Raw genomic sequence first — 22988 nt, forward strand, 5'->3', positions numbered from 1 at the left:
TGAGCGATGATCCAGAACCTGCTGGTCGCCAACCGCGGCGAGATCGCCCGCCGCGTCTTCCGAACCTGCCGCGACGCCGGGATCGGCACGGTCGCCGTGTTCTCCGACGCCGATGCCGCCGCGCCTCATGCGCTGGAAGCCGACGCGGCCGTCCGGCTGCCCGGCAACGCGCCGTCCGAGACGTACCTGCGGGCCGAGCTGCTGGTGAAGGCCGCGACCGACACGGGCGCCGACGCCGTCCACCCCGGCTACGGCTTCCTGTCCGAGAACGCTGCCTTCGCGCGGGCTGTCCTCGACGCCGGCCTGACCTGGGTCGGCCCGCCGCCGGAGGCCATCGAGACCATGGGCTCCAAAGTGGAGTCCAAGCGGCTGATGGCGGCCGCGGGCGTGCCCGTGCTGTCCGAACTGGACCCGGCGTCGGTCACTTCCGGTGACTTGCCGTTGCTGGTCAAGGCCTCCGCCGGGGGTGGCGGCCGCGGGATGCGCGTGGTCCGGTCGCTCGACGAGCTGGCCGAGGCGGTGGAAGGCGCCAGTGCGGAAGCCGGGTCGGCGTTCGGTGACCCGACGGTGTTCTGTGAGCGGTACCTGGAGACCGGCCGCCACATCGAAGTCCAGGTCATGGCCGACCGGCACGGCACGGTGTGGGCGGTGGGGGAGCGGGAGTGCTCGATCCAGCGCCGGCACCAGAAGGTCGTCGAGGAGGCACCGTCGCCGTTCGTCGACACACGGATGCGCGAGGAGCTGTTCGACGCCGCGCGCAAGGCCGCCAAGGCCATCGACTACGTCGGCGCGGGCACGGTCGAGTTCCTCGCCGGGCCCGACGGCCGGTTCTACTTCCTCGAGATGAACACGCGGCTGCAGGTCGAGCACCCGGTCACCGAGAACGTCACCGGGCTGGACCTGGTCGCGCTGCAGCTGCGGATCGCCGAGGGCGAGCGGCTCCCGGCTGACCCGCCGCCGACCGTCGGCCACTCCATCGAGGTCCGGCTCTACGCCGAAGACCCGGCGGCGAACTGGCAGCCGCAGAGCGGCACGCTGCACACCATCGAAGTGCTCGATGTGGACCGTGAGTTCACGGAAGGCGCCGGGTTGCGGCTCGACTCCGGGTTCGTCAGCGGCTCGGTCGTCGGTGTGCACTACGACCCGATGCTGGCCAAGGTGATCACCTGGGCCCCGACCCGCGCCGAAGCCGCCCGCCGGCTCGCCAAGGCCCTGGCGGCGGCGAAGATCCACGGTGTGGTCACCAACCGCGATCTCCTCGTGAACATCCTGCGTCACGACGCCTTCCTGGCCGGCGAGACGGACACCGCGTTCTTCGACCGGCACGGCCTGGACACCCTCGCCGCGCCGCTGGCCACTGTGGACACCGAACGGCTCTCCGCCCTCGCGGCAGCCTTGGCGGACGCGGCGGGCAACCGGGCCTCGGCGACCACGCAGGGCAGGCTGCCCAGCGGCTGGCGCAACGTCCGTTCTTCCGGGCAGCGGAAGGTCTTCTCGATCGCGGACCGCGAGTACGAGGTCGTCTATTCGCTGACGCGCGACGGTTTGAAGGCCGACGGGTTCGGGGCCGAGCTGGTCACCGCCGAGCCCGGCCGGGTGGTCCTGGACGTCGCCGGGGTGCGGCGGGCCTTCGACGTCGCCCGCCACGACGGCGTGTCCTATGTGGACTCCGCGCTCGGCTCGGTGGCGCTGACGGCGGCGCCGCGGTTCGCGGACCCGGACGCGGCCTTGGCCGCGGGGTCGCTGGTCGCGCCGATGCCGGGCACGGTCGTCCGGCTCGCCGTGCAGGCCGGGGACCCGGTGAAGGCGGGCGACCCGTTGCTGTGGCTCGAGGCGATGAAGATGGAACACCGGATCGCCGCGCCCGCCGACGGCGTGGTGGCGGAGCTGCCGGTGACGGTGGGACAGCAGGTCGAAGTGGGCACGATCCTCGCGGTGGTGGGAGAAGCAGAATGAACGCGATGAACTTCGTCGAGCCGGAGGAGCGGATCGCGCTTCGCAAGGCCGTCGCCGAACTCGGTGCCAAGTACGGGCACGAGTACTACGCGCGCAAGGCCCGTGCGGACGAGAAGACCCACGAACTGTGGGACGAGGCCGGCCGGCTGGGCTACCTCGGCGTCAACATCCCCGAGGAGTACGGCGGCGGGGGCGCGGGCATCGCCGACCTCGCCGCGGTCCTCGAGGAGCTGGCCGCCGCGGGCTCGCCGCTGCTGCTGATGGTCGTTTCGCCGGCCATCTGCGGCACCGTTATCTCCCGCTTCGGCACCGAAGAGCAGAAGAAGCAGTGGCTGCCCGGCATCGCCGATGGCACCAAGCGGATGGTCTTCGCGATCACCGAGCCGGACGCGGGGTCGAACTCGCACAAGATCACCACCACCGCCAAGCGCGACGGCGACGGCTGGGTCCTCAGTGGACGCAAGGTCTACATCTCCGGCGTCGACGAGGCCGACGCGGTGCTCGTCGTCGGCCGCATGGAGGACTCCCGGACCGGCAAGCTCAAGCCCGCGCTGTTCATCCTGCCGACGGGCACCCCCGGGTTCGAGTACACCAAGATCCCGATGGACATCATCGCGCCGGAGAACCAGTTCTCGCTGTTCCTCGACGACGTCAAGCTCCCGGCCGAAGCGCTCGTCGGCGAGGAGGACGCGGCGATCGCGCAGCTGTTCGCCGGCCTGAACCCGGAGCGCATCATGGGTGCGTCGTTCTCCCTCGGCATCGCCCGGTACGCGCTTTCCAAGGCCGTCTCCTACGCCAACCAGCGGCAGGTGTGGGGCACGCCGATCGGTGCGCACCAGGGCCTCGCGCACCCGCTTTCCGAAATCAAGATCGAACTCGAGCTCGCGAAGCTGATGACGCAGAAGGCGGCGTCGCTCTACGACTCCGGCGACGACTTCGGCGCGGGGGAGTCGGCCAACATGGCGAAGTACGCCGCCGCCGAGGTCGCCATCCGCGCGACCGACCAGGCCGTGCAGACCCACGGCGGCAACGGTCTCGCCACCGAGTACGGCCTCGGCACGCTGGTCACCGCTGTCCGGCTCGGCCGGATCGCCCCGGTCAGCCGCGAGATGGTGCTCAACTTCGTCGGCCAGCACAGCCTCGGCCTCCCGAAGTCCTACTGACTACCGACCCCGAAGCGTCACTTTCCCTAGGAAAGATGCATCGCCTCACGGAGGTTTCACATGGCTGGATTGACGGGCAGGACCATCATCATGTCCGGCGGCAGCCGCGGCATCGGCGAGGCGATCGCGCTGCGGGCCGCGAGGGACGGCGCGAACGTCGCGCTGCTGGCCAAGACCGCCGAACCGCACCCGAAGCTGCCCGGCACCATCCACACCGCCGCGGAAGCCATCGAGAAGGCCGGCGGGCACGCGCTGCCGATCCTCGGCGACGTCCGCGACGACGACGGGGTCGCGGCGGCCGTGGCCGAGACGGTCGAGCAGTTCGGCGGCATCGACATCGTGGTGAACAACGCGAGCGCGATCGACCTGACGCCGACCGAGCAGGTCAGCATGAAGCGCTACGACCTCATGCAGGACATCAACGCGCGCGGCACGTTCCTGCTGTCCAAACTGGCCATCCCGCACCTGCGCCGGGGGGTGAACCCGCACATCCTGACGCTGTCGCCGCCGATCAGCCTCGACGAGAAGTGGTTCACCGCCGGGCACCTCGCCTACAGCATCGCGAAGTACTCGATGAGCCTGGTGACCGTCGGGCTCGCGGCGGAACTGAAGAAGGACGGTGTCGCGGTCAACTCGCTGTGGCCGCGCACGACCATCGACACGGCGGCGATCCGCAACGTCGTCGGCGCCGAGCTGGCGTCGCGCAGCCGGACGCCGGAGATCATGGCCGACGCCGCGTACGCGATCCTCACCAAGCCGAGCCGCGAGGCGACCGGGAACTTCTACCTCGACGACGAGGTGCTGCGAGCCGAAGGCGTCACCGACTTCGCGAAGTACCGCGCCGGCGACACCGCGGAAGAGGACCTCCAGCTCGATTTCTGGGTCGATCCGGCTTGACCGGCGTCCGCGAACCCCAGCAGGAACGCAGCCGCACGACGCGGCGGCGGCTGATCGAGGCCGCGCTCGACGGCTTCGGCGAGCGCGGCTGGCACGGCGTCACGGTGGCCGGGATCGCCGAACGCGCCGGCGTCTCGCGTGGTGCGGCCCAGCACCACTTCCCGACGCGGGAGGACCTCGTCGCGGCGGCGGTCGACCTCCTGGGCGAGGCCCAGATCGACGAGCTGCGGGCCCAGGCCGCGGACCTGCCGAGCGGGGCGTCGCGCATCGAGCGCGTCGTCGAGATGGTGCTGAACCTCTACACCGGGCCGCTGTTCCGCGCGGCGCTGCAGCTGTGGTCGGTGGCGGCGACCGACGAGGCACTGCGGAACGTGCTGGTGCCGTTGGAGGCGCGCGTCGGGCGCGAGGCGCACCGGGTGACGGTGGAGCTCCTCGGCGTCGACGAGTCCCGGCCGGGCGTGCGCGAACTGGTCCAGGCCACCCTCGACCTCGCTCGGGGCCTGGGCCTGGCCAACCTGCTGACCGACGACACCCGCCGGCGGCGGCAGATCGTCCGGGAGTGGGCCCGGACGCTGGAGCTGCGCCTGGCGGACGGCTGAGCCACCGCTCAGCCCGCGCGCAAGCGGTCCAGGGCCGCCTGGCTCTGCTCGTCCGCGGCGCGGTAGATCACCAGCAGCTGGTCCGGGTCCTGCAGCGGCCGGAGCGTTTCGAACTGGACGGTGAGCACCCCGGCTTCGGGGTGCCGCATGACCTTGTGCCCGCGGCCGCTGACCTTGACGTCCCGCTCGGCCCACAGGCGCGCGAACTCTTCGTCGCCGTCGGTGAATTCGGCGATGAGGCCGGTCAGCGCGTCGTCGTCCGGGTGGGCGGCCCACGCGGCGCGCAGGTGGGCGATCCCTTCCCGCACCACGCGTTCGCGGTCGAGGTAGAACTCGCGGACCTGCGGGTGCATCAGGCACAGCCACATCGAATTGCGCTGCGCCGGGGCGAGCGTGCCGAAATCCACCAGCAGCCCGGCCATTTCGTCGTTCCAGGATGTCGTAGCGGTGGTTCAGCACCATGGCCGGCAGGGGCGCGAGATCGGTGACCAGCCGGGCCAGCGGCGGCGCCGGGGCGGTGACGAGCTTGTCGGTGTCGCGCGGGCGCTGCCCGGCCAGGTCGAAGAGGTACGCGCGCTCGTCGGGGGCCAGGCGCAGCGCCCGGGCCAGCGCCTCCACCACGTCGGCGGAGGGCCGCAGCCCGCGGGCCTGTTCCAGCCGCACGACGTAGTCGACGCTGACCCCGGCCAGCTCGGCGACCTCTTCGCGGCGCAGTCCCGGAGTCCGCCGGGCCTGCCGGCGCGACGGCAGGCCGAAGTCCCGCGGGTCCAGGCGTTCGCGCCGGGTCCGCAGGAACGCGCCCAGCTCCACGGTCGGGGTCGTCATGATCCGTGCAACCGCCGGAGTGGGACTCGTGTTCCCAGGAAGCTCCTTCCCTTACCCCGGGCGCGCGGCGATCGGAGACTCGCTGTCGACAACGGATCAAAGGAGGACTCCATGTCGCTCACCCTGGACAGCTACCGGCTGCTGGGCCGCTCCGGGCTGCGGGTCTCCCCGCTGGCGCTGGGCACGGCGACCTTCGGCACCGAGTGGGGCTGGGGCGCCGGGAAGGCCGAGGCGCGCAAGCTGTTCGACACCTACGTCGAGCGCGGCGGCAACTTCATCGACACCGCCAACACCTACACGGACGGCAGTGCCGAGCGCCAGCTGGGCGAGTTCGCGCGCGACCGCCGCGAGAGCCTCGTGCTGGCCACGAAGTACACGACGCTGCGCCGGCCCGGCGACCCGAACTCCGCGGGCTCGCACCGCAAGAGCCTGTTCGCGTCCGTGGAAGCCAGCCTGACGCGCCTGAACACGGACTACCTCGATGTGCTCTACCTGCACGTGTGGGACTTCGCGACCCCGGTCGAGGAGATCCTGCGCGGCCTGGACGACCTCGTCCGCCAGGGCAAGGTGCTGTACGTCGCGATGTCCAACGCCCCGGCCTGGGAGATCTCGCGCATGCAGGCGATCGCCGACCTGCGCGGCTGGTCGCCGCTGGTCGGGCTGCAGGTCGAGTACAACCTGATCAACCGCGCCGCGGAACGCGACCTGATCCCGATGGCGCGGGCGATGGGGCTGGGGGTGACACCGTTCTCGCCGCTGGCGGGCGGCCTGCTCACCGGCAAGTACCGCGACGCCGCGCCGGAGGCCGGTACCCGCCGGAGCTTCAACGCCGGCCTGGGGATGGTCACCGAACGGAACCTCGCCATCGCCGACGTCGTGACGCAGGTCGCCGCCGAGCTGGGCCACACCCCCGCGCAGGTCGGGCTGGCGTGGACGCTGCAGAACCCGGGCGTGACGGCCCCGATCATCGGCGCCCGCACGCCCGAGCAGCTGGAGGGAAACCTCGGTGCGCTGGAGGTCGAGTTCACGGAGGCTCAGCTGGTCCGGCTCGACGAGGCCAGTGCGATCGACCTCGGCTACCCGCACGACCTGCTCGCCGGTGACCACATCCGGGCGGTGATGCGCGGCGACCTGAAGCTCGAACCACGCCGGTGACCGCGGGACGCCTGAACCGCTCACCGTGACCGCCGAACCGCTCACCGAGAACCGCGACCCATCGGAACCCCGACCGGCTCCGAAACGTCATAGTGCCGTAAGTAACACAATCGGCCCAATGGGCGAATGACTGGTAGTAGCGATTTTCGAAGGAAGGCAGTCCGGTGTCCGGTTCAGGAGTCGAGCTCACCCACCGCGCGATGGCGATGCTGAAGGCGGTGGCAGCAGGCCGTGCTCAGATGTCGTGCAGCTGCGAGCCCGATCTCTTCATCGACGGATTCGCCTGTTGCGATCAGATGACGGCCCACGCGCTGGCCCACGGCGGCTACCTGCGTCCCGCCGTCGAGGTCGCCGCCGGGCGCGTCACGGCTGAGCTGACCGAAGCCGGCCGTGCCGCGCTGGAGATCACCGCGGCCGCCTGAGCAGCCGCAGGCGCGTTACGGAGCGTCCCGGCTCCGAACACGTGTTCGGCATCCCGTGCGCGATCCCGACCTGGCAGGCTTGAGCCATGGCGGAACCCCCACCACCGGTGGACGACGAGGCGACGGTCTTCCTCCCCAGCGATCTGCGCGGTGCCCACTGGCCGACCCGCGACCCCGACGTCTCCCGGCGGCCCTACGACGAGTTCGCCACCCAGATCGTCGCGCGGCCGCCCGCGTCGCCGGTCTCGGCCGGCCGCGGCGAAGGCGCCGGCTCGTCGCTGGCCCGCTCCAGCGGGCGGATGGCCGTCGCCTCGACCGTCAGCCGGATCACCGGGTTCGTCGCGAAGCTGCTGCTGGCCGCCGTGGTCGGCACCCGGGTCGTCAACGACTCCTTCACCGTCGCGAACACCCTGCCCAACATCGTTTTCGAGCTCCTCTTCGGCGGTGTGCTCGCCAGCGTCGTCGTGCCGCTGCTCGTCCGCTCCCAGGACGACCCGGACGGCGGCCGCGCCTACACCCAGCGGCTGATCACGATGGGGCTGGTGCTGCTCACCGTCGGCACGGCCGTCGCCGTCGCGATCGCGCCGCTGTTCACCTCGCTCTACGTCGACAAATCGTCTCCGACGGCCAATCCGGGTCTCACCACCGCGCTCGCGTACCTGCTGCTGCCGCAGATCCTGTTCTACGGCCTCTTCGCGCTGCTTTCGGCGATCCTCAACGCCCAGAACGTCTTCGGCCCGCCGGCCTGGGCGCCGGTGCTGAACAACGTCGTCGTCACCGCCACGCTCGTCGTGTTCGCCGTCGTGCCGGGGGAGCTGACGCTGGACCCGGTCCGGATGAGCGACCCGAAGCTGCTGGTGCTCGGCCTCGGCACCACGCTCGGCATCGTCGTGCAGGCGCTGGTGCTGATCCCGGCCCTGCGGCGCACCGGGTTCCGGTTCCGCTGGCGCTGGGGCTTCGACCCGCGGATCCGGGAGTTCGGCGGGCTCGCCGCGTGGATCCTCGGCTACGTCGTGGTCAGCCACGTCGGGTTCGTCGTCACGACCCGCGTGCTGACCTACGGGACCAGCGGCGGCGTCACGGCCTACAGCTACGCGTCCCTGCTCTTCCAGCTCCCGTACGGGATCCTCGGCGTCTCGCTGCTGACCGCCCTGATGCCGCGGATGAGCCGCGCCGCCGCGGACGGCGACACGGGTTCGCTCGTCGGCGACCTTTCGCTCGCCTCCCGCATCTCGACGGTCCTGTTCGTGCCGATCTCCGCCGTGCTGGCGGTGGTCGGCACGCCGGTCGGCATCGCGATCTTCACGTGGGGCCGTGGCACCCTCGACGACGCCGAGCGGCTCGGCCAGACCCTGGCCGTCTCCGCGGTCGGGCTGCTGCCCTTCGCGCTGGTCATGTTGCAGCTGCGGGTCTTCTACGCGATGAAGGACGCGCGCACGCCCACGTTGATCATGCTCGTGATGACCGCCGTGAAGATCCCGCTGCTGCTGCTCTGCCGCGGGCTGCTCGACGGCGACCACATGGTCCTCGGCGTGATGCTCGTGAACGGGGCCGGGTTCGTCGTCGGCGCCGTCCTCGGCCAGGTCTGGCTGTGGGTGCGGCTCGGGCACCTGCGCAGCAAGCGGTCCCTGCGGGTCGGGCTGATCACCCTCTCCGCCAGCGCCCTCGGCGTCGGGGCCGCGGTGCTCGCCGGCTACGCCGTGCCCGGCTCGCTCGGCACGATCCCCGCCGCCTGGGTGAAACTGCCGGTCCAGACCTTGCTCGGGATGGCCGTCCCGTTCGGTTTGCTGGCGCTGCTGAAGCTCCCGGAGTTCACGCCCGTGACCCGGCGCGCGGGCGCTCTCCTGCGGCGGCTCTCGCCTCGTTGACGACTACGGCCGGGAGCGCGATCCGAATGTCTCGAACCGGTAACGAGACCGCTGCGATCAGCGCGTTTACATTTGCCGCGCGGCTTTCTACGATCCACGGGATCAGCGATGGGGTGGAGGTCGTGCATGACGCGCAGGGCGCGCAGGCGGCGGGACCGGGTCACGGTCGACGAACTGCTGCACAAGGCCGGGGCGCGGCCGCGCAAACCCGGTTCGCGCTCGGCCGAGGCGGCCGCCCGGCGTGACCCCGAGGACGAGCCGCGCGGTGCGGCCGGCCGGTTCGCGCTGGCGTCGGCGGTGATCGTGGTGCTCGGCGGGCTCGTGCTCGTCCTGGCGACGCGGAGCGACCCCGTCCCGGGGTCCACGCGGTTCCCGCAGCTGCAGCCGGCCACCGGCGGCCCGACGTCGAGCGTGATCGCCGTGCCGACCCGGACCACGACACCGTCGCCGGTGGTGATGCACGCACGCCAGACGCCGACGCCGACCCCCACGCCGACCGTGACGGTCGACCTGCCGCCGTCCCCGACGACGACGGTCACCCTCCCGAAGTTCACCCCGGGCTACCCGGACTACCGGTGCTACCCCTACGGCTGCCGCCGTGACGGCACGCCGGTGCGCTGACGCCGGAGCGTGCCCGAACGCCAGGAATGAGTCATTCACCGCGCCGGACGCCGGGAATGAGTCATTCACCGCGTTTCGGCTCGCCGAACCCGGTTCCCGGTGACCGGAACGGGTTTCGCCGACCGGGAACCCGCGAAGACCCCCTCACCGGCCCCGATGCCGGTGAGAGGGTCTTCGACAGCCCCACTACGGGTCTCGCGTCAGCCGGCGTACCCGGCGACGATCTTCGTGAACGCGTACTTGTCCTGCGTGATGCCGCTGCACTCGCCGCCGCCGCTGCAGTCGCGGTTGGTGGCCCAGAACGTGAAGCGGGCCAGGTGGTGGCTCGTGGCGTAGCCGCGGATGGAGGTGAAGTTGGCCACCGTGACCGTCTCGCCCGCGTTGTCGGTCTTGCCGTTCATCGAGGAGAGGCCGCTGTGCCGGTAGGCGGTGTCGTCGTTCCAGCCGAACGTGGTCTTGAGCTGGTTCTTCAGCCCGTCGACCGCGGACTTCGTCATGGCGGCCATGTCACCGCCGTCGGAGAAGTCGAACGGCATGACCGACCAGACGTCCGCTCCCGCGCCGATCGCCTTGGCCTGGTTGATCAGGCGCTTGCCCCAGGAGTCGGGGCCGGTCGTCGTGGTGCCGATGGTGATGACGACCTTCAGGTTCGGGTTCTTCTGCTTGGTCAGCTTGACCGCGTTGAGGATGCGGTCCTGCACCGTGTTGTTCTGGAACTCGTCGGTGTTCTCGATGTCGAGGTCGATCGCCTTGAGGCCGTAGGCGTCGATCACCTTCTGGTACGCGCCGGCCAGCGCCGACGCCGACGTGCACTTCGAGCCCAGTTTCGTGCCGGACCAGCCGCCGAAGGAGGGGATCACGTCCCCGCCCGCGTCGCGGATGTTCTGGATCATCGTCTTGTCCGAGCCGGTCAGCGAGCGGCTGCCGTCCCACTTCGGGTTGCAGGTGCCGTCGGACAGGACGAACGCGAGGGTAAACGCTTTCACACCGGTGGCCGACATCGCCGCGGCCGGGCTGGTCTGCCCGCCCCACTGGTACAGGTACGGCGAGGCGAGCACCGGGTCGACCGCGGCCATGGCCTGCGGGGCGAGGCCGACCGCCGTCGCCATCGCGGCTCCGGCGGCGACCGCGAGGGTCACCAGCCGGCGCAGGCGGCTCGACGCTGGTCGGGTCGACGATGAACGGTGCAGCATGGGGTCCTCCAAGCGAGCAGGTTGGAGCACCTCCGGTTTGAGGCGGCGGGATCATCCCGGGAGGAGCGCTGTGCCACCACACAGTGGACTAGACCAATGTTGAATGTCAACCCTCCGAGGGCCGGAATATGACTCACCGTGCGTACGCGGCTCCTCAGCGTCGGGGACGTGAGATTCCCCTGAAGGCGGAGTGACAGCGCCCCGCATTCCGGCTACTTTGCCGAAATGGTGGGGGATTCGGTCGCCGCCGGCGGGGGACGCCGCCCGGGCCGGTTCCTGCCCGCCGTCGTCCTGCGACGCTGGGCGCTGCGGCGGTGGGCACTGTGGCGGCTGCCGCGCCGCGGCCAGGTTCTCTACCTCGTCGCGATCGACGTCCTCGCCGTCGCCGCCACCGTGCTCGCGGCCCTCCGGTTCCCGCCGCTCGCCACCATGCTGGCGCCGTTCGCGCTGCTCCTGGGCGGGATGCTGGTGTCGGCCGAGCTCGCCCGAGCGGTCGAACGCCACCGCGAGGAGACGCTCCTCGGCCCCGGCGTCGACACCCCGTGGATCTTCGCCGGCGTACTGGTGCTCCGGCCGGGCCTCGCCGTCGCGCTGGTCGTGCTCTCCGCGCTGCACCAGTGGTTCCGGGTCCGCAGAAGACCCGTGTACCGGCAGGTGTTCGGCGCCGCCGCGACGGCGCTGGCCGGCCTCGTCGCCGGCGCGTTCCTCACCGCGACCCGCGTCCGGCCGCTCGGCGAGGTCCTCGACGCCCGCACCGTCGTCCTGCTGACCGTCGCCGGCGTGGTGTTCCTGGCGGTGAACGCCGCGCTCGTGACCGCCGCGGACGGTCCCCGCCGGCCCCGTGAAGCTCTTCCGGGACACGCTTTCGACGCCGCGATGACGGCGTCCGCCCTGCCGCTCGCCTGGGCCGTCCAAGCCGCGCCGCTGCTGGTCCCGCTGCTGGCCGGCGCCACCGTCGTGCTGCACCGCGGCGGGCTGGGCCGCGGCCGCCGCGACCACGTCACCCTCGACCCCGGCACCGGCGTGCTGACCGCGGCGTCGTGGCGCGGCGCCGCCGAAGCCGAGCTGACCCGGCTCGGCCGCCACGGCCCCGGCCAGGCCGTGCTGCTGCTCGACCTCGACCACTTCCGCCAGCTCAACGACCGCTACGGCGTCCGCGTCGGCGACGCCGTCCTGCGCGCGGTCGCCGACACCCTGCGCGACGAAGTCCGCTCGGCCGATCTCGTGGGCCGGTCCGGCGGCGAGGAGTTCGCGGTGCTGCTGCCCGGCACCGGCCGCTTCGACGCGATGGCCATCGCCGAGCGGATCCGGCTGAAGGTCGCCTCGACGCTGGTGGCGTTGAAGGTTTCGGGCGACGGGCCCCAGTTCGTCGGCGTGACGGTGTCGATCGGCGTCGCGGGCTGCGCGGACGGGCTGCTCGCGGACGCACTGCTCGCGGCGGAAGCGGCGGTGCTGCGCGCGAAGGCGGCGGGCCGCAACCGCACGATCTGCGCCGACCCCGACGACTCGCGCCTCAGGTGACCGTGATCGCGTTCAGCTTCTCCCGCAGGTAGTCCGCCGCGATCACTTCCGGGTACGTCCGCTTGCCCAGCGGCGGCGCCAGTGACGTGATCCGCGCGTCGTAATCGGTCTCGTAGAAGAAGATCAGCGACACGAGGTCCTCGTCGGGGGCCGAAGCGGCCGGGGGCAGGACGCGGTGGCGCGTCGAACGCCACCGGTCGCCCGTCCAGCGGGCCATCAGGTCGCCGATGTTGACCGTGAACGCGTCGGGGTGGAACGGCGCGTCCGCCCACTCGCCGCCGTCCGTGTAGACCTGCAGCCCGCCGACGCCGGCCTGGCGGTCGAGCACCGTCACCGTGCCGAAGTCGGTGTGCGGGCCGATCCGGAACTGCTCCGGTTCGGGCGCGCCGACGTGGGTCATCGGCGGGTACCAGTTGATGTTGAACGTGTACGTCGGCTGCGCGGTGTGGCGCGTGAAGTGGCTCGCGGCCAGGCCGAGCGCCGCGGCGAAGATCTCGAGCAGGTGGTCCGACAGCGCCCGCATCCGGCGCATGTACTCCGTGGCCGTCTCGGCGAGCCCCGGCACCTCGTCCGGCCAGACGTTGGGCTGGAACCAGAACCCGTCGACTTCGGCGACGCCGACGCCGAAGTCGGCGCCCGCCGAGTACGACTCCTTGAGGTCCGGCGGTGTCTCGGTGCCCTCGGCGTAGCCGTTGGCCTCGACGCCCGGCGGCAGCCAGCCGCGGCCGCCGACGGTGACGGCGTAGCGCTGCTTGACGTCCTCGGGCAGCGCGAAGAACTCCCGCGCCAGCTCACGCGTCCGGCGGCGCAGGTCGTCCGGCACGCCGTGCCCGGTGACCAGCAGGAAGCCGGACTCGCGCAGCGCGTGGTCGACCTGCCCGGCCACCTCGGCGCGACCTTCGGACGTGCCCGCGAACCACGGTGAGAGGTCCACGAGCGGAACGGTTGACGGCATGCCTGCTCCTCGGTGAAACACTGTCCTATCCGGACTTCTCGACCCCGATGTCCTCGAACCACAGGTCCGGGCGCGCGGCGATGAACTCCGTCATCAGCGCGGTGCACGCGGGATCGTCGAGCAGGGTGATCTCCACGCCGAGTTCCGCGAGCCAGTCGTGCCCGCCGTGGAACGTCGCCGCCTCGCCGATGATGACGCGCCCGATCCCGAACTGACGGACGAGCCCGCTGCAGTACCAGCACGGCGAAAGCGTGGTGACCATGATCGTGTCGCGGTAGTGCGGGCGGCGCCCGGCGTTGCGGAACGCCGAAGTCTCGGCGTGCATCGAGGGGTCGTCGTCCTGCACGCGCCGGTTGTGCCCGCGGCCCAGCAGCGTGCCCGCGGTGTCGAACAGCGCGGCCCCGATCGGCACGCCGCCCTCGGCCTGGCCCAGCTCGGCTTCTTCACGGGCGACGGCGAGCAGGGCGCCAGGGTCGATCGGCATGCGTCACTCTTTCCGCCCGGCGCGGTCCGTGGCAAGTGTTTGACCACCTCGGGTGGATCGCGGACCGGAACTGTCCTCGATGTCTGGCACACTGCGTGCCATGTACGGCACTTCGGAACGCCTGCTCAGGCTGCTTTCCCTGCTGCAGGCGCGGCGCGACTGGCCGGGCGCGGACCTCGCGTCGCGGCTCGAGGTCGACGTCCGCACGATCCGCCGCGACATCGAACGGCTGCGTTCCCTCGGCTACCCGGTGCACGCGACACCGGGCGTCGCCGGCGGCTACCGGCTCGGCGCGGGTGCCGCGCTGCCGCCGCTGCTGCTGGACGACGACGAGGCCGTCGCGGTCGCGGTCGGCCTGCGCACGGCGGCGAGCGGCACGGTCAGCGGCATCGAGGAGACGTCGGTGCGGGCGCTGGCGAAGCTCGAGCAGGTGCTGCCCGCCCGGTTGCGACCGCGGGTGGGCGCGCTGCAGGCGGCGACGATGTCGCTGCCGGGCGGCGGCCCGACGGTCGACGCGTCGGTGCTGACCGTGATCGCGTCCGCCTGCCGCGACCACGAGCGGCTGCGGTTCCCCTACGGCGACCGCGCGGGCACGGAGACGGAACGGCAGGTCGAGCCGCTGCGCCTGGTCCACACCGGGCGGCGCTGGTACCTGGTGGCGTTCGACCTGGACCGCGCCGGCTGGCGCACGTTCCGCGTGGACCGCATCACGGGTGTGCCGTCCCCGAGCTTCCGCTTCACGCCGCGCGAACCCCCGGCGGAGGACCTGGCGGCGTACGTGTCGCACCAGATCTCGTCGGCGCCCTACCCGCACCAGTTCGTGCTGCGGGTGGCGGCGCCGGCGTCGGAGCTGTCCCGCCGGATCCCGCCGGCGAGCGGCGCGGTGGAGCCGATCGACGAGCGCAGCTGCCGGGTGCGGACCGGGGCGAGCACCCTGGACACGGTCCCGTACCACCTGGCCCAGTGGGGCTACGACTTTGTGGTGGAGGAGGCGCCGCCGGGCCTGGTGGAGCGGCTGCGGGAGGTTGCCGAGCGCTTCGCCCGGGCGGTCGGCTGAAGGGCACCTTCAGCCCACCGTCACCCGGTCACTTCCGCCGTCGCTCAAGAAGGACGCCACCTCGCGTCCCTCCGCCGCCACCTCGCGGCGTTCGGGTCCGGTCAGCCGCCGCAACGGGCGCACCACCACCTCCGCGGCCGTCACCGTCCAGGTCGCCGAGACCCGGCCGTCCACCAGGACCACCCGCTCGCCCGCGACCGACACCCCGCGGTGGGCGTCGTCGATGACGCGAGTCCGGTCGTCGTAGCCGAGGATCGCGTTGTCGAACGCCGGCAGGAACCGCACCGGGGCCGGCGTGTCCGGGTCGGGGCGGGGCGCGTCCGGCAGGTCGAGCAGCTCCCGGCCCCGCTCGTCGCGGAAGGCCACCAGTTCCTCGCGCACGGCCTTCACCGCCGCCGGCAGCCCGGCCAGGCCGGACCACGCGCGCAGGTCCGCGGTCGCCGCCGGCCCGAACGCGGCCAGGTACCGCTTCACCAGTGCCCGCCCGACCCCGTCGTCCGGGTCGAGCGGATCGATCTCCCGGTCCAGCCACGCCGCGAGCGGCAGGTTCCGCACCCCGCCCTTGGTGCGCCACAGGCCTCGGGGCGGCAGCTGCGCCACCGGGATCAGCGCGGCGACGAGCATCTCGCCGAGCGGCCGCGGCCCGCACGCGGGCCACCGGTCGGCGACCGCCCGGGCCAGCTCGCCCATCGACCGGGGCTCGCCGTCGGCCAGCACCGCCCGGCCCGCCGCCGCGAGCTCGTCGAGGTCCACCCCTTCGAGCTCACGGCGGTAGGTGCCGAGGACACGCTGGCGCAGCATGGCGTCGAACCGCGCCCGCCACGCGAGGACGTCCTCGGCGGTGAGCAGGTGGACGGTCCGGCGCATCAGGTGGGTCCGCACCACGCGCCGCCCGGTGAGCAGGTCCGACAACGCGGCCGGGTCGAACGCGCGCAGCCGCGACCACAGCCCGGTGAACGGCTCCTGCGGCTCCTGCGCCTGCAGGCCGCCGAGGTGCGCGACGGCGTCGTGCACCGGCAGCGCGGCGCGGTCGAGCAGCAGCTGCCGGGCGAGCGTCGCGCGGTTGAGCGCCCGGTTGTCCAGCACCATCACGTCGGCTTCCGGCCGTCGAGTGTCTCGCGGAGGAGGTGGGTCATGGAACCACCATGTCAGGAGTAGCGGACAGATTGTGTCCGCTACTCGGGACAAGATCGAATTGGCTTTTCCCGTGGTCGACCGACCGCTTAGTCTGTGACCGGCGTCTCAGGCTGGGACGCGCCGAGCATCCGCAGCACGAGCCCGCCGTACTCCTTGCCGAGCGCGGTGGGCGTCTGACGCGCGCGTTCGGTGTACCAGCGGGCGACGTCGACGCCGAGGGAGAGCACGGCGCGGGCCGAGATGTGCGCGTCGGAAACGGTGAAGACCCCGGTTTCGGCGCCTTCCGCGATGACCTCGCGGACGATCCGCTCGATGCGCCGCCGCAGCTCGGCGACGACCTCGAACTCCTGCTCGGGCAGGGCCTGCAGCTCGTACTGCACGACCCGGGCGACGGTGTGGCGCCGCGCGTGCCAGGCGACGAAGTCCTCGACGATGAGGCGGATCCGTTCGACCGGATCGGACGCCTTCGCGACGACGTTCTCCACCAGGGCGAGGGTCTGCTCGTGCCCGTACCGGCTGATGGCGAACAGCAGCGCGGCCTTGGACGGGAAGTGCACGTAGAGGGCGGCGGGACTCATCCCGGCGGCACCGGCGATGTCCCGCGTGGTGGTGGCGTGGTAGCCGCGCTTGGCGAAGGCTTCCACCCCGGCCAGCATCAGCCGCCGCGCGGTCTCGGGCTGCACATCCGGCCACAGTTCGGCCGACAGCGACATCGTCATCCGGTGATCCTCCCAGACCGCACCGTCCGGGATGGCCGGCTCCGGTCGCGCCCAGTCTAAGCGAGCGCTTTGTCCGCGGATCTGGGGATACGTCCCCAAAATGGGGATGTCATGCCAGCAGGCTAGCGCCACTGCAGCGGTGCGCGCCGTCCCGGGCAAGCCTGAATCGAGTGGCATCGGATTATCGAACAAGTGTTCGATAATCCGATGTCGTCGGCTCCGCGGCAGTGCGGTCGCAGGGGAAGCGCGGTCGGCGCCGCCTCGCCCTCCGGGGCGACCCGAGCGACCGGCACATCGGACCGCGGACCCCGGGCTACGCCATGGCAGGCGGGGCGCACCGGACACCGGTAGTACTGGCGGTCACGAGCAGAGTGCCGAGAGCCCTGTGCCGCGCGTGCACGGCCGGCCGCTTTTCGTCGACTCGCCTGACTGGCGACACCAAGAACCGCTGGAACACACAAGGAACTCGGATGAGGCACGCTGACAACGACCGAGGAGCAAGCACCGACGACGGGGAAACTGCTCTCCCGGCCGTCACTGAGGCGGCTCCGAAGGCGGCTGAGACTCTCCCTGGCTCGAGTCGTTGACTTGAGATCTTCTGTGAATGATTGTTGCGCTGCCGCGCCTCCGGAGGAGGAGTGCGCCCTGAGGGTGGGTCGACGACGAACTGCTCGCGGAAGATCCATCCGAGGTCCCGGGTGACGGCGACCTCGTTGCCCATTATTCCATCAGGACAATGTTCGCATGGAGCGTGTCGAGATATTCTCGCACTTTCCGGATTTTTCCGCCGACAACCTCACACGAGAAGGCCACTCGGTTCTCGTAGGTCTTACCGCCGGCAGAGACTCCGCGAGCGATGAACTCGACCACGACCTGGCTTCCTTCGGCGATAGTGCTGAAGATTTCCACTTGGACGCCGCCGGGGATGGCTGCGCCGATCGTGCCGAGAACTTCGATCAGCTCCGACTTGGAGTGTGTCCCGGCCAGCGGGAACTCGGTGGAGTGACCCCCGATTCGATATTCCAGATTCTCGTCCAGCCGACTCATCGCCCTCTCGAGGTTGCCGGCCGAGAGATCACTGTAGAAGTCCAGTACCAGCGCCCTGTTCTGCTGAGACTCGTTCATGCGTCCTCCGTTGATCTGCGATGCAAATTGATCACGTCCGGTTCGACTGCTGATGTGCTGCAGTCCGGTTACGCGCTCTTTCTCACCGTGATGGTCTGTGGCTGGCTGAATTCCAGCAGGCCGGCGTTCCCACTTTCGACTCCGATGCCTGACTGCTTGTGCCCGCCGAAGGGCACCAGAGGTGACAGGTGCATCACTTCGTTGACCCAGACCGTTCCAGCCTCCAGCTGCCCGGCCACCGCCAACGCGGCGGCCGTGTCGGCCGACCACGCCGAGGCACCGAGCCCGTGGTCGACGGCGTTGGCGCGGCTCAGCACCTCGTCCAAGGTCTCGTAGCGTAGGAGCGGGACCACCGGGCCGAACTGTTCCTCTTGGACGATCCGCGCACCTTCCGGCGGATCGCCCACGATGGTGGGGTGGAGGAAGAACCCCTTTCCGCCGCCGGGCATGCCACCGGTGAGGAACGTGTGGCCGTGGTCTTTCGAGTCCTGGATGAGGTCGAGCACGGCTTCGTACTGGCGGCGGTTGGACACCGGGCCGATCTCCGTGCCGACGGTGCGGGCCAATCCGGTGAGCGCCGCGGCGAGCTCGTCGTAGCGGCTGCTGTGGACGTAGATTCGTTTGGCCGCCAGGCAGATCTGCCCGGCGTTGGCGAAAGCCGCCCAGAACAGCTGCGTGGCGATCGCCGAGATGTCGGCGTCCCGGAGAACGATGGCGGGATCATTCCCGCCGAGTTCCAGGGTGACCCTGGCGAGGGCCGGCGCGGCGCTGACCATCACCGCTCGTCCGACCGGGGTCGAGCCGGTGAAACTGATCTTGTCGAAGCCGGGATGGGCCGTCATCAGCGGGCCGAGTGCGTCGTCGCCGGAGATGACGTTGACCACACCGTCGGGAACCACCCCGCGCACCAGCTCGCCGAGCCGGAGGACGGCCAGCGGGGCCAGGTTCGAGGGCTTCACGACCACGGTATTGCCGGCAAGCAGGGCCGGGCCCAGTTTGAAGGACAGCTGTCCGAGCGGGTAGTTCCACGGCGTGATGGCTGCGACCACGCCCAGCGGCACCCGGCGGGTGATCGAGCGGCGTTCCTCGCTGTCTTCGTTGACCGTTTCCGGGAGGTCCAGCGTGGCGGTTTCGCGGAGCCAGTGACTCAGGCCCCGGACCTCGTCCCCGGCCAGATCCGGTGACTTGCCCTGCTCGGCGGTGATCAGCTGGTGCAGCTCGCCGAGGTGCTCGTCAACTGTGTCGGCGATGGCGCGCAGGTAGCCCGCACGCTCGGGCAGCGGCAGTGCGGCCCACCCGGGTGCGGCGGCGCGCGCGGCGGCCACGGCGGCGTCGAGCTGCCCGGGAGTGGCGTTCGGGGCCGTCGCGACGACGGTTTCGTCGGCGGGGTCGATCACGTCGAAGAAGGAAGTGCCGTCGACGGGGGAGCCTTGGATGGTCATGGTGAAGGTGGTGCTCATGGTTTCGAGCGTGCCGGGAGGACCGGTGTCGGAGAAGGGCGCGGATGCCTAGGAGTGCCACACCCAGGCTGGGTGACGACGGAGCAGGTCGGCGCGGGTGGCGACTATCCTGGTCAGCGTGACAGACGGTGATAGCGGCCTCGCCGGCTTCCTGCGTGCTCACCGGGCGCGGGTCCGGCCCGCCGACGCCGGGTTGCCCGGCGGAACCGGCCGCCGGGTCACCGGCCTGCGCCGCGAAGAGGTGGCCGTGCTCGCCGGGGTCAGCGCCGACTATTACGCCCGGCTGGAGCAAGGGCGCGAACGCCATCCGTCGCCGCAGGTACTCGGCGCTTTGGCGCAGGCGCTCCGGCTGGAGCCGGATTCCCGCGAGCACCTCTACCGTCTCGCGCGACTGCTGCCCGGCGTCGTCGAGTCCGGCGAGCAGGTGCACCCCGCGCTGCGCCGGCTGCTGGATTCGTTCCCCTTCGCCTCGGGCTATGTGATCGACCCGGTGTTCGACGTGCTGGCCACGAATCCGGTCGCCGACGCGCTGTTCTCCCCGTTCCGGCACAAGGACAATTCCGTGCGGATGCTGTTCCTGGATCCGGTGGCCCGCGAGTTCTTCGGTGACTGGGCGATGATGGCTCGTTCGAGCGTGCAGGCATTGCGGCTCAACGCCGGCCGGTTTCCCGGCCATCCGCGAATCGAGGCGCTGGTGGCTGAGGTCGGTACGGCTTCTCGGGAGTTTCGCGCGCTGTGGCGGGATCACTCCGTGCACGGGCTCGCCCGCACGGTGAAGACCATCCGGCACCCGCAGGTCGGCAGGTTGGAGCTGACCTTCCAGACCTTCGATGTGCGGGACGCGCCGGGGCAGCAGCTTCTTCTCGGCACGGCGGCCGAGGGCAGCGCTGGTGAGCAGGCCCTCCGTGCTCTGGGCCGAGTACGAGCGTGACCATGACCACGGTTCTGTACCGGCTGCGCGGCTGAGTCTGTGCAGAGCCGTCGGCCGAAGGGTCAAGCTGTACCGGGAGCGAGTGGGCGTGTCCGGGCCACTGCTCGCAGGCCCAATCGGAAAGTCGGCCTTCGACGGTGTCGCCAGCCGGTGGTCCCGCGTGGGCACCAGGGCGCCGTCCACGATCGCGACCGCATCCACCCGGCGTTTGCGGACCGGCGCCGGTGCCAGCAGCGGACCGATCGAGTCGATCACCCGGTGGACCGCGAATGCGAGACCCCGAACAACGGCCCGATCTGACGCATCGTCAGGTTCGTCCGCCAATGGATCGCGACCAGCAACACGTGATCTGCCAGCGGCAAGGCCCACTGCCGGTCTGGGCGGCCGTCCGCGATCCCGTCCCCGCCTCGCTTCGCGAGCAGCCGCACCACCTTGCGGAACTGGCCCGGCTCCAGCCCGGTGAACGGGGGATCCACTCCGGCTTCGACGCTGTGATCACCTGCACCACGACATGATCAAGTACCGCAACGTCCCACACGCCCGGCACTGGGGTTACGAGACATCCCTTGGGCGAGCGCCGACAGTTCGGCCTGGTGGCGGCGGTACCGGTCGGCCCGGCGGGCGTCGCCCAGGGCGCCGGCCGCGTCGGCCGCCAGGCCGAACACCTCCGCCCAGCCGTGCCGGGCCGAGGTTTCGTCGAAGTAGGTACAGAGGGCGTCGACCGTCTCGACGACAGCAGCGTGGTCGCCCAGACGGGCCGCGTGCTGGAGCGCGGTCGGCCAATTGCCGGACTCGGCTTCCAGCCAGTGGCGCGCGGACTCCGGATCGGCGAAATCCGGATCCGGCCTTGCGTGGCCATCGGTGGCGCAGGCGAGGCCGGCGGAGCGAGCCGTCTCCAGCAGCCAGGACATCAGCCGGTCGGTGGCGTCTTCGATCGTGGTGGCCGCATCGTCGGCCCGGAGTTGTTCCCAAGCGAAGAGACGGACCAGGTCATGGAACCCAGCGCGCTGTTCGGTAGCCGGGACCAGCAGGCCGAGCTCGACCAGTTCGTCGAGCCGGCGGGCGGCGTCGCGCACGGGCAACCGGCTGACGAGCGAGGCCAGCTGCGGGTCGGCGGTGTCCGGGACCAGGGCGAGTCTCCGGAAAACCAACCGGGCGACCGGATCGAGCTGCTGGTACGACGTCGTGAACGCGGACCTGACCCGTAGGTCCCCGGCGGTCAGCTCGTCGAGCCTGCTCTGCTCGTCGGTCAGGCGCGCCAGGAGTTCGCGCAGGTTCCAGCCCGGCCGGCTGGACACCCGGTTCCCCGCGATCCGCAGGGCAAGGGGATGGTTGCCGCACAGCCTCGCCACCGGCCCCAGCCGGTCCGGGTCGGTGACCGTGGCGCCCCCGGCTTCGATCACCGCGCGCAGCATGTCTTCACCGTCGCCGTCGGTCATCGGTCCCAGCGCGATGCGGCGCGGGTGTTCGAGGCCGGCCAGCGCCCGGCGGCTGGTGACCAGGACGGAGGTCGCCCCGCGGCCGGGCAGCAGCCCGCGCACCTGGGCTTCGTCGGCGGCGTTGTCGAGGATCAGCAGCGAGCGCCTCCGGGTCAGCACGTGGCGCAGCAGCTGACCGCGATCCGGGTATCCGCCGGGAATGGCGTCCACGTCGACGCCGAGGGCGCGCAGCAACCGGAACTGGACCAGATGGGAGTCGAGCGGCTCGGCACCGGTGCCGCCGAGGTCGACGAACAGCCTGCCGTCGGGGAAGCCGTCGCACTGGAGGTGGGCGGCGTGCACGGCGAGCGCGGTCTTGCCCAGCCCGCCGGCACCGGAAATCACCACCGGAACTCCGGTGTCGAGGGATTCGGCCAGCCAGGAGACCACTCGGGCCAGTTCCACCGCCCGGCCGGTGAAGTCCGGGATGTCCGGCGGGAGCTCGCACAGGGGGGCTGGTGCCGGCCGGTCGCCCGGGGAAGCGCGAAGGAGACGCTGCCGGTCGGCATCGGTCAGGCGAAGCGCGTCGGCGAGTGCCGTCAGGGTCCGCGCGTGCGGAGTCCGGCTGCGCCCGCGTTCGATGTCACTGATCGTCCGGACGCTCACCCCGGAATGGTGGGCCAGGTCTTCGAGCGTCAGGCCGGAGTCGTGGCGGAATCCGCGCACCAGCCGACCCAGCTCCACAGGCTGCGTCATGGTGCTCTCTCCTTTCCCGTCGCTCCGGCGCTGCGCTGATATCGTACAGACTGTTCTGTTCGATTTGGCGCTCGAGCCTGACTGGCGGGGAGCTGTGCCGTGGTGACGCAGGTGCGCAAGACGAAAACCGTCGACAGGATCCTCGCCGCCGCGGCCGAGCTGTTCTACCTGCGCGGGTTGCGAGGCGTCGGCATCGAGCAGGTGATCGAGCGGTCCGGTGTGGCCAAGTCGACGCTCTACGTGCACTTCCGCACCAAGGAAGAGCTGGTGGGGGAGTACCTGCGCCGGACGGACGTGTCGTGGCGGGGGCGCCTGCGGGCCGCGGCCGAGGCGGCCGGACCGCAACCGGCCGATCAGCTGGTCGGCGTCTTCGACGCACTCCTGGACGCGTACGAACGGCACGGCTTCTTCGGATGCCCGTTCATCAGCGCCGCGGTGGAGACGGACCTGGACTCCGAGGCGCGCGCCATCACGATCGAGCACACACGGCTTCGGCAGGCGTGGCTCACCGAACTCGCCGGGAAAGCCGGCGCGCCGGATCCCCGCGGGCTCGCGCGCCATGTCGGCCTGCTGATCGACGGCGCGCTCGCTTCCGGGCGGCTCCTGCAGGACCGCAGCGTCGTCGACGATGCCAAGGTGGCGGCCAGGCAACTGGTCGACAGTCACCTCAGCCCTGTGTCCCGGGTCCGCTGATCGCAGTCATGTGACCGATGGCGTGGGACCGGC

The 22988-nt window shown here is 71.1% G+C and carries 20 protein-coding genes and 2 pseudogenes; 12 read left to right on the top strand and 10 right to left on the bottom strand.

Going from position 1 to position 22988, the window contains the following annotated elements:
• Positions 1 to 6: 6 nt before the first annotated feature.
• Genes ACZ4TR_RS26880 through ACZ4TR_RS26895 form a run of 4 tightly spaced genes read left to right on the top strand, consistent with a single transcriptional unit; the run spans position 7 to position 4615 of the window.
• Positions 7 to 1956 (top strand): acetyl/propionyl/methylcrotonyl-CoA carboxylase subunit alpha, encoded by a 1950-nt coding sequence (locus ACZ4TR_RS26880; RefSeq protein ID WP_465289530.1) that lies wholly within the window; start codon positions 7 to 9, stop codon positions 1954 to 1956.
• Positions 1953 to 3119, top strand: a complete 1167-nt coding sequence (locus tag ACZ4TR_RS26885; protein ID WP_465289531.1) for an acyl-CoA dehydrogenase family protein — start codon at positions 1953 to 1955, stop codon at positions 3117 to 3119. Before ACZ4TR_RS26880 ends, ACZ4TR_RS26885 begins: the two co-directional genes overlap by 4 nt.
• Positions 3120 to 3179: 60 nt before the next feature.
• On the top strand, positions 3180 to 4016 hold the full coding sequence (locus ACZ4TR_RS26890) for an SDR family oxidoreductase (protein ID WP_465289532.1): 837 nt from the start codon (positions 3180 to 3182) through the stop codon (positions 4014 to 4016).
• Complete coding sequence (locus ACZ4TR_RS26895) at positions 4013 to 4615, top strand: TetR/AcrR family transcriptional regulator (RefSeq protein WP_465289533.1); 603 nt, start codon at positions 4013 to 4015, stop codon at positions 4613 to 4615. Before ACZ4TR_RS26890 ends, ACZ4TR_RS26895 begins: the two co-directional genes overlap by 4 nt.
• 8 nt (positions 4616 to 4623) lie before the next feature.
• Here ACZ4TR_RS26895 and ACZ4TR_RS26900 read toward each other — a convergent pair.
• Positions 4624 to 5440, bottom strand: a pseudogene (locus ACZ4TR_RS26900) (helix-turn-helix transcriptional regulator).
• A 111-nt stretch (positions 5441 to 5551) separates the two neighbouring features.
• Between ACZ4TR_RS26900 and ACZ4TR_RS26905 the strand changes: the two are divergent.
• The 4 genes from ACZ4TR_RS26905 to ACZ4TR_RS26920 all read left to right on the top strand — a co-directional run bounded on the left by ACZ4TR_RS26905 (position 5552) and on the right by ACZ4TR_RS26920 (position 9506).
• Positions 5552 to 6595: an aldo/keto reductase gene (locus ACZ4TR_RS26905; protein WP_465289534.1), complete on the top strand. Its 1044-nt coding sequence runs from the start codon at positions 5552 to 5554 to the stop codon at positions 6593 to 6595.
• Positions 6596 to 6759: 164 nt separating this feature from the next.
• The gene (locus tag ACZ4TR_RS26910) at positions 6760 to 7017 is read left to right on the top strand and encodes a hypothetical protein (protein ID WP_364517618.1); all 258 of its coding nucleotides are present in this window, start codon (positions 6760 to 6762) and stop codon (positions 7015 to 7017) included.
• Positions 7018 to 7103: 86 nt separating this feature from the next.
• Positions 7104 to 8885, top strand: a complete 1782-nt coding sequence (murJ, locus tag ACZ4TR_RS26915) for a murein biosynthesis integral membrane protein MurJ (protein WP_465289535.1) — start codon at positions 7104 to 7106, stop codon at positions 8883 to 8885.
• A 126-nt stretch (positions 8886 to 9011) separates the two neighbouring features.
• A complete protein-coding gene (locus ACZ4TR_RS26920) occupies positions 9012 to 9506 on the top strand; it encodes a hypothetical protein (protein WP_465289536.1) in 495 nt (164 codons plus the stop codon).
• A gap of 200 nt (positions 9507 to 9706) precedes the next feature.
• Here ACZ4TR_RS26920 and ACZ4TR_RS26925 read toward each other — a convergent pair whose 3' ends face one another.
• Entirely contained in the window at positions 9707 to 10699 is a 993-nt protein-coding gene (locus ACZ4TR_RS26925; protein ID WP_465289537.1) for a chitinase, read from the bottom strand.
• Between the two features lie 225 nt (positions 10700 to 10924).
• Between ACZ4TR_RS26925 and ACZ4TR_RS26930 the strand changes: the two genes are divergently transcribed.
• Complete coding sequence (locus ACZ4TR_RS26930; RefSeq protein WP_465289538.1) at positions 10925 to 12220, top strand: GGDEF domain-containing protein; 1296 nt, start codon at positions 10925 to 10927, stop codon at positions 12218 to 12220.
• On the opposite strand, the gene ACZ4TR_RS26935 is transcribed toward ACZ4TR_RS26930, so the two are convergent.
• Together ACZ4TR_RS26935 and ACZ4TR_RS26940 are read right to left on the bottom strand one after the other, a co-directional pair.
• The gene (locus tag ACZ4TR_RS26935) at positions 12213 to 13175 is read right to left on the bottom strand and encodes an isopenicillin N synthase family dioxygenase (RefSeq protein WP_465289539.1); all 963 of its coding nucleotides are present in this window, start codon (positions 13173 to 13175) and stop codon (positions 12213 to 12215) included. The genes ACZ4TR_RS26930 and ACZ4TR_RS26935 overlap by 8 nt on opposite strands.
• 25 nt (positions 13176 to 13200) lie before the next feature.
• Positions 13201 to 13659: a nucleoside deaminase gene (locus ACZ4TR_RS26940; RefSeq protein WP_465289540.1), complete on the bottom strand. Its 459-nt coding sequence runs from the start codon at positions 13657 to 13659 to the stop codon at positions 13201 to 13203.
• Between the two features lie 100 nt (positions 13660 to 13759).
• Here ACZ4TR_RS26940 and ACZ4TR_RS26945 point away from each other — a divergent pair, with 100 nt between their 5' ends.
• On the top strand, positions 13760 to 14716 hold the full coding sequence (locus ACZ4TR_RS26945; RefSeq protein WP_465289541.1) for a helix-turn-helix transcriptional regulator: 957 nt from the start codon (positions 13760 to 13762) through the stop codon (positions 14714 to 14716).
• Between the two features lie 9 nt (positions 14717 to 14725).
• Here ACZ4TR_RS26945 and ACZ4TR_RS26950 read toward each other — a convergent pair whose 3' ends face one another.
• The 4 genes from ACZ4TR_RS26950 to ACZ4TR_RS26965 form a co-directional block, all read right to left on the bottom strand.
• A complete protein-coding gene (locus ACZ4TR_RS26950) occupies positions 14726 to 15805 on the bottom strand; it encodes a winged helix DNA-binding domain-containing protein (protein WP_465289790.1) in 1080 nt (359 codons plus the stop codon).
• A 134-nt stretch (positions 15806 to 15939) separates the two neighbouring features.
• On the bottom strand, positions 15940 to 16572 hold the full coding sequence (locus ACZ4TR_RS26955; protein ID WP_465289542.1) for a TetR/AcrR family transcriptional regulator: 633 nt from the start codon (positions 16570 to 16572) through the stop codon (positions 15940 to 15942).
• Between the two features lie 720 nt (positions 16573 to 17292).
• Complete coding sequence (locus tag ACZ4TR_RS26960) at positions 17293 to 17697, bottom strand: nuclear transport factor 2 family protein (RefSeq protein ID WP_465289543.1); 405 nt, start codon at positions 17695 to 17697, stop codon at positions 17293 to 17295.
• Positions 17698 to 17765: 68 nt separating this feature from the next.
• Positions 17766 to 19157, bottom strand: a complete 1392-nt coding sequence (locus ACZ4TR_RS26965) for an aldehyde dehydrogenase family protein (RefSeq protein WP_465289544.1) — start codon at positions 19155 to 19157, stop codon at positions 17766 to 17768.
• Positions 19158 to 19275: 118 nt separating this feature from the next.
• Here ACZ4TR_RS26965 and ACZ4TR_RS26970 point away from each other — a divergent pair, with 118 nt between their 5' ends.
• Positions 19276 to 20088 (top strand): helix-turn-helix transcriptional regulator, encoded by an 813-nt coding sequence (locus tag ACZ4TR_RS26970; protein ID WP_465289545.1) that lies wholly within the window; start codon positions 19276 to 19278, stop codon positions 20086 to 20088.
• Positions 20089 to 20217: 129 nt separating this feature from the next.
• Here ACZ4TR_RS26970 and ACZ4TR_RS26975 read toward each other — a convergent pair.
• Positions 20218 to 20593: pseudogene (locus ACZ4TR_RS26975) on the bottom strand (transposase family protein); the annotation flags it as partial.
• A gap of 10 nt (positions 20594 to 20603) precedes the next feature.
• Positions 20604 to 22262, bottom strand: a complete 1659-nt coding sequence (locus ACZ4TR_RS26980) for a helix-turn-helix domain-containing protein (protein ID WP_465289546.1) — start codon at positions 22260 to 22262, stop codon at positions 20604 to 20606.
• 99 nt (positions 22263 to 22361) lie between these two features.
• Between ACZ4TR_RS26980 and ACZ4TR_RS26985 the strand changes: the two genes are divergently transcribed.
• Positions 22362 to 22955, top strand: coding sequence for a TetR/AcrR family transcriptional regulator (locus ACZ4TR_RS26985; protein ID WP_465289547.1), 594 nt, complete (start codon positions 22362 to 22364; stop codon positions 22953 to 22955).
• The last annotated feature ends 33 nt before the right edge of the window (positions 22956 to 22988 follow it).

It is taken from the genome of Amycolatopsis sp. NPDC028719 (assembly GCF_055565395.1).

Coding starts and splice junctions, on each gene's coding strand:
- ACZ4TR_RS26935 (WP_465289539.1), bottom strand. CDS start 13,175: ATGCCGTCAACCGTTCCGCTCGTGGACCTCTCACCGTGGTTCGCGGGC.
- ACZ4TR_RS26980 (WP_465289546.1), bottom strand. CDS start 22,262: ATGACGCAGCCTGTGGAGCTGGGTCGGCTGGTGCGCGGATTCCGCCAC.
- ACZ4TR_RS26905 (WP_465289534.1), top strand. CDS start 5,552: ATGTCGCTCACCCTGGACAGCTACCGGCTGCTGGGCCGCTCCGGGCTG.
- ACZ4TR_RS26920 (WP_465289536.1), top strand. CDS start 9,012: ATGACGCGCAGGGCGCGCAGGCGGCGGGACCGGGTCACGGTCGACGAA.
- ACZ4TR_RS26965 (WP_465289544.1), bottom strand. CDS start 19,157: ATGAGCACCACCTTCACCATGACCATCCAAGGCTCCCCCGTCGACGGC.
- murJ (WP_465289535.1), top strand. CDS start 7,104: ATGGCGGAACCCCCACCACCGGTGGACGACGAGGCGACGGTCTTCCTC.
- ACZ4TR_RS26955 (WP_465289542.1), bottom strand. CDS start 16,572: ATGACGATGTCGCTGTCGGCCGAACTGTGGCCGGATGTGCAGCCCGAG.
- ACZ4TR_RS26885 (WP_465289531.1), top strand. CDS start 1,953: ATGAACGCGATGAACTTCGTCGAGCCGGAGGAGCGGATCGCGCTTCGC.
- ACZ4TR_RS26880 (WP_465289530.1), top strand. CDS start 7: ATGATCCAGAACCTGCTGGTCGCCAACCGCGGCGAGATCGCCCGCCGC.
- ACZ4TR_RS26890 (WP_465289532.1), top strand. CDS start 3,180: ATGGCTGGATTGACGGGCAGGACCATCATCATGTCCGGCGGCAGCCGC.
- ACZ4TR_RS26925 (WP_465289537.1), bottom strand. CDS start 10,699: ATGCTGCACCGTTCATCGTCGACCCGACCAGCGTCGAGCCGCCTGCGC.
- ACZ4TR_RS26945 (WP_465289541.1), top strand. CDS start 13,760: ATGTACGGCACTTCGGAACGCCTGCTCAGGCTGCTTTCCCTGCTGCAG.
- ACZ4TR_RS26950 (WP_465289790.1), bottom strand. CDS start 15,805: ATGGTGCTGGACAACCGGGCGCTCAACCGCGCGACGCTCGCCCGGCAG.
- ACZ4TR_RS26940 (WP_465289540.1), bottom strand. CDS start 13,659: ATGCCGATCGACCCTGGCGCCCTGCTCGCCGTCGCCCGTGAAGAAGCC.
- ACZ4TR_RS26930 (WP_465289538.1), top strand. CDS start 10,925: ATGGTGGGGGATTCGGTCGCCGCCGGCGGGGGACGCCGCCCGGGCCGG.
- ACZ4TR_RS26960 (WP_465289543.1), bottom strand. CDS start 17,697: ATGAACGAGTCTCAGCAGAACAGGGCGCTGGTACTGGACTTCTACAGT.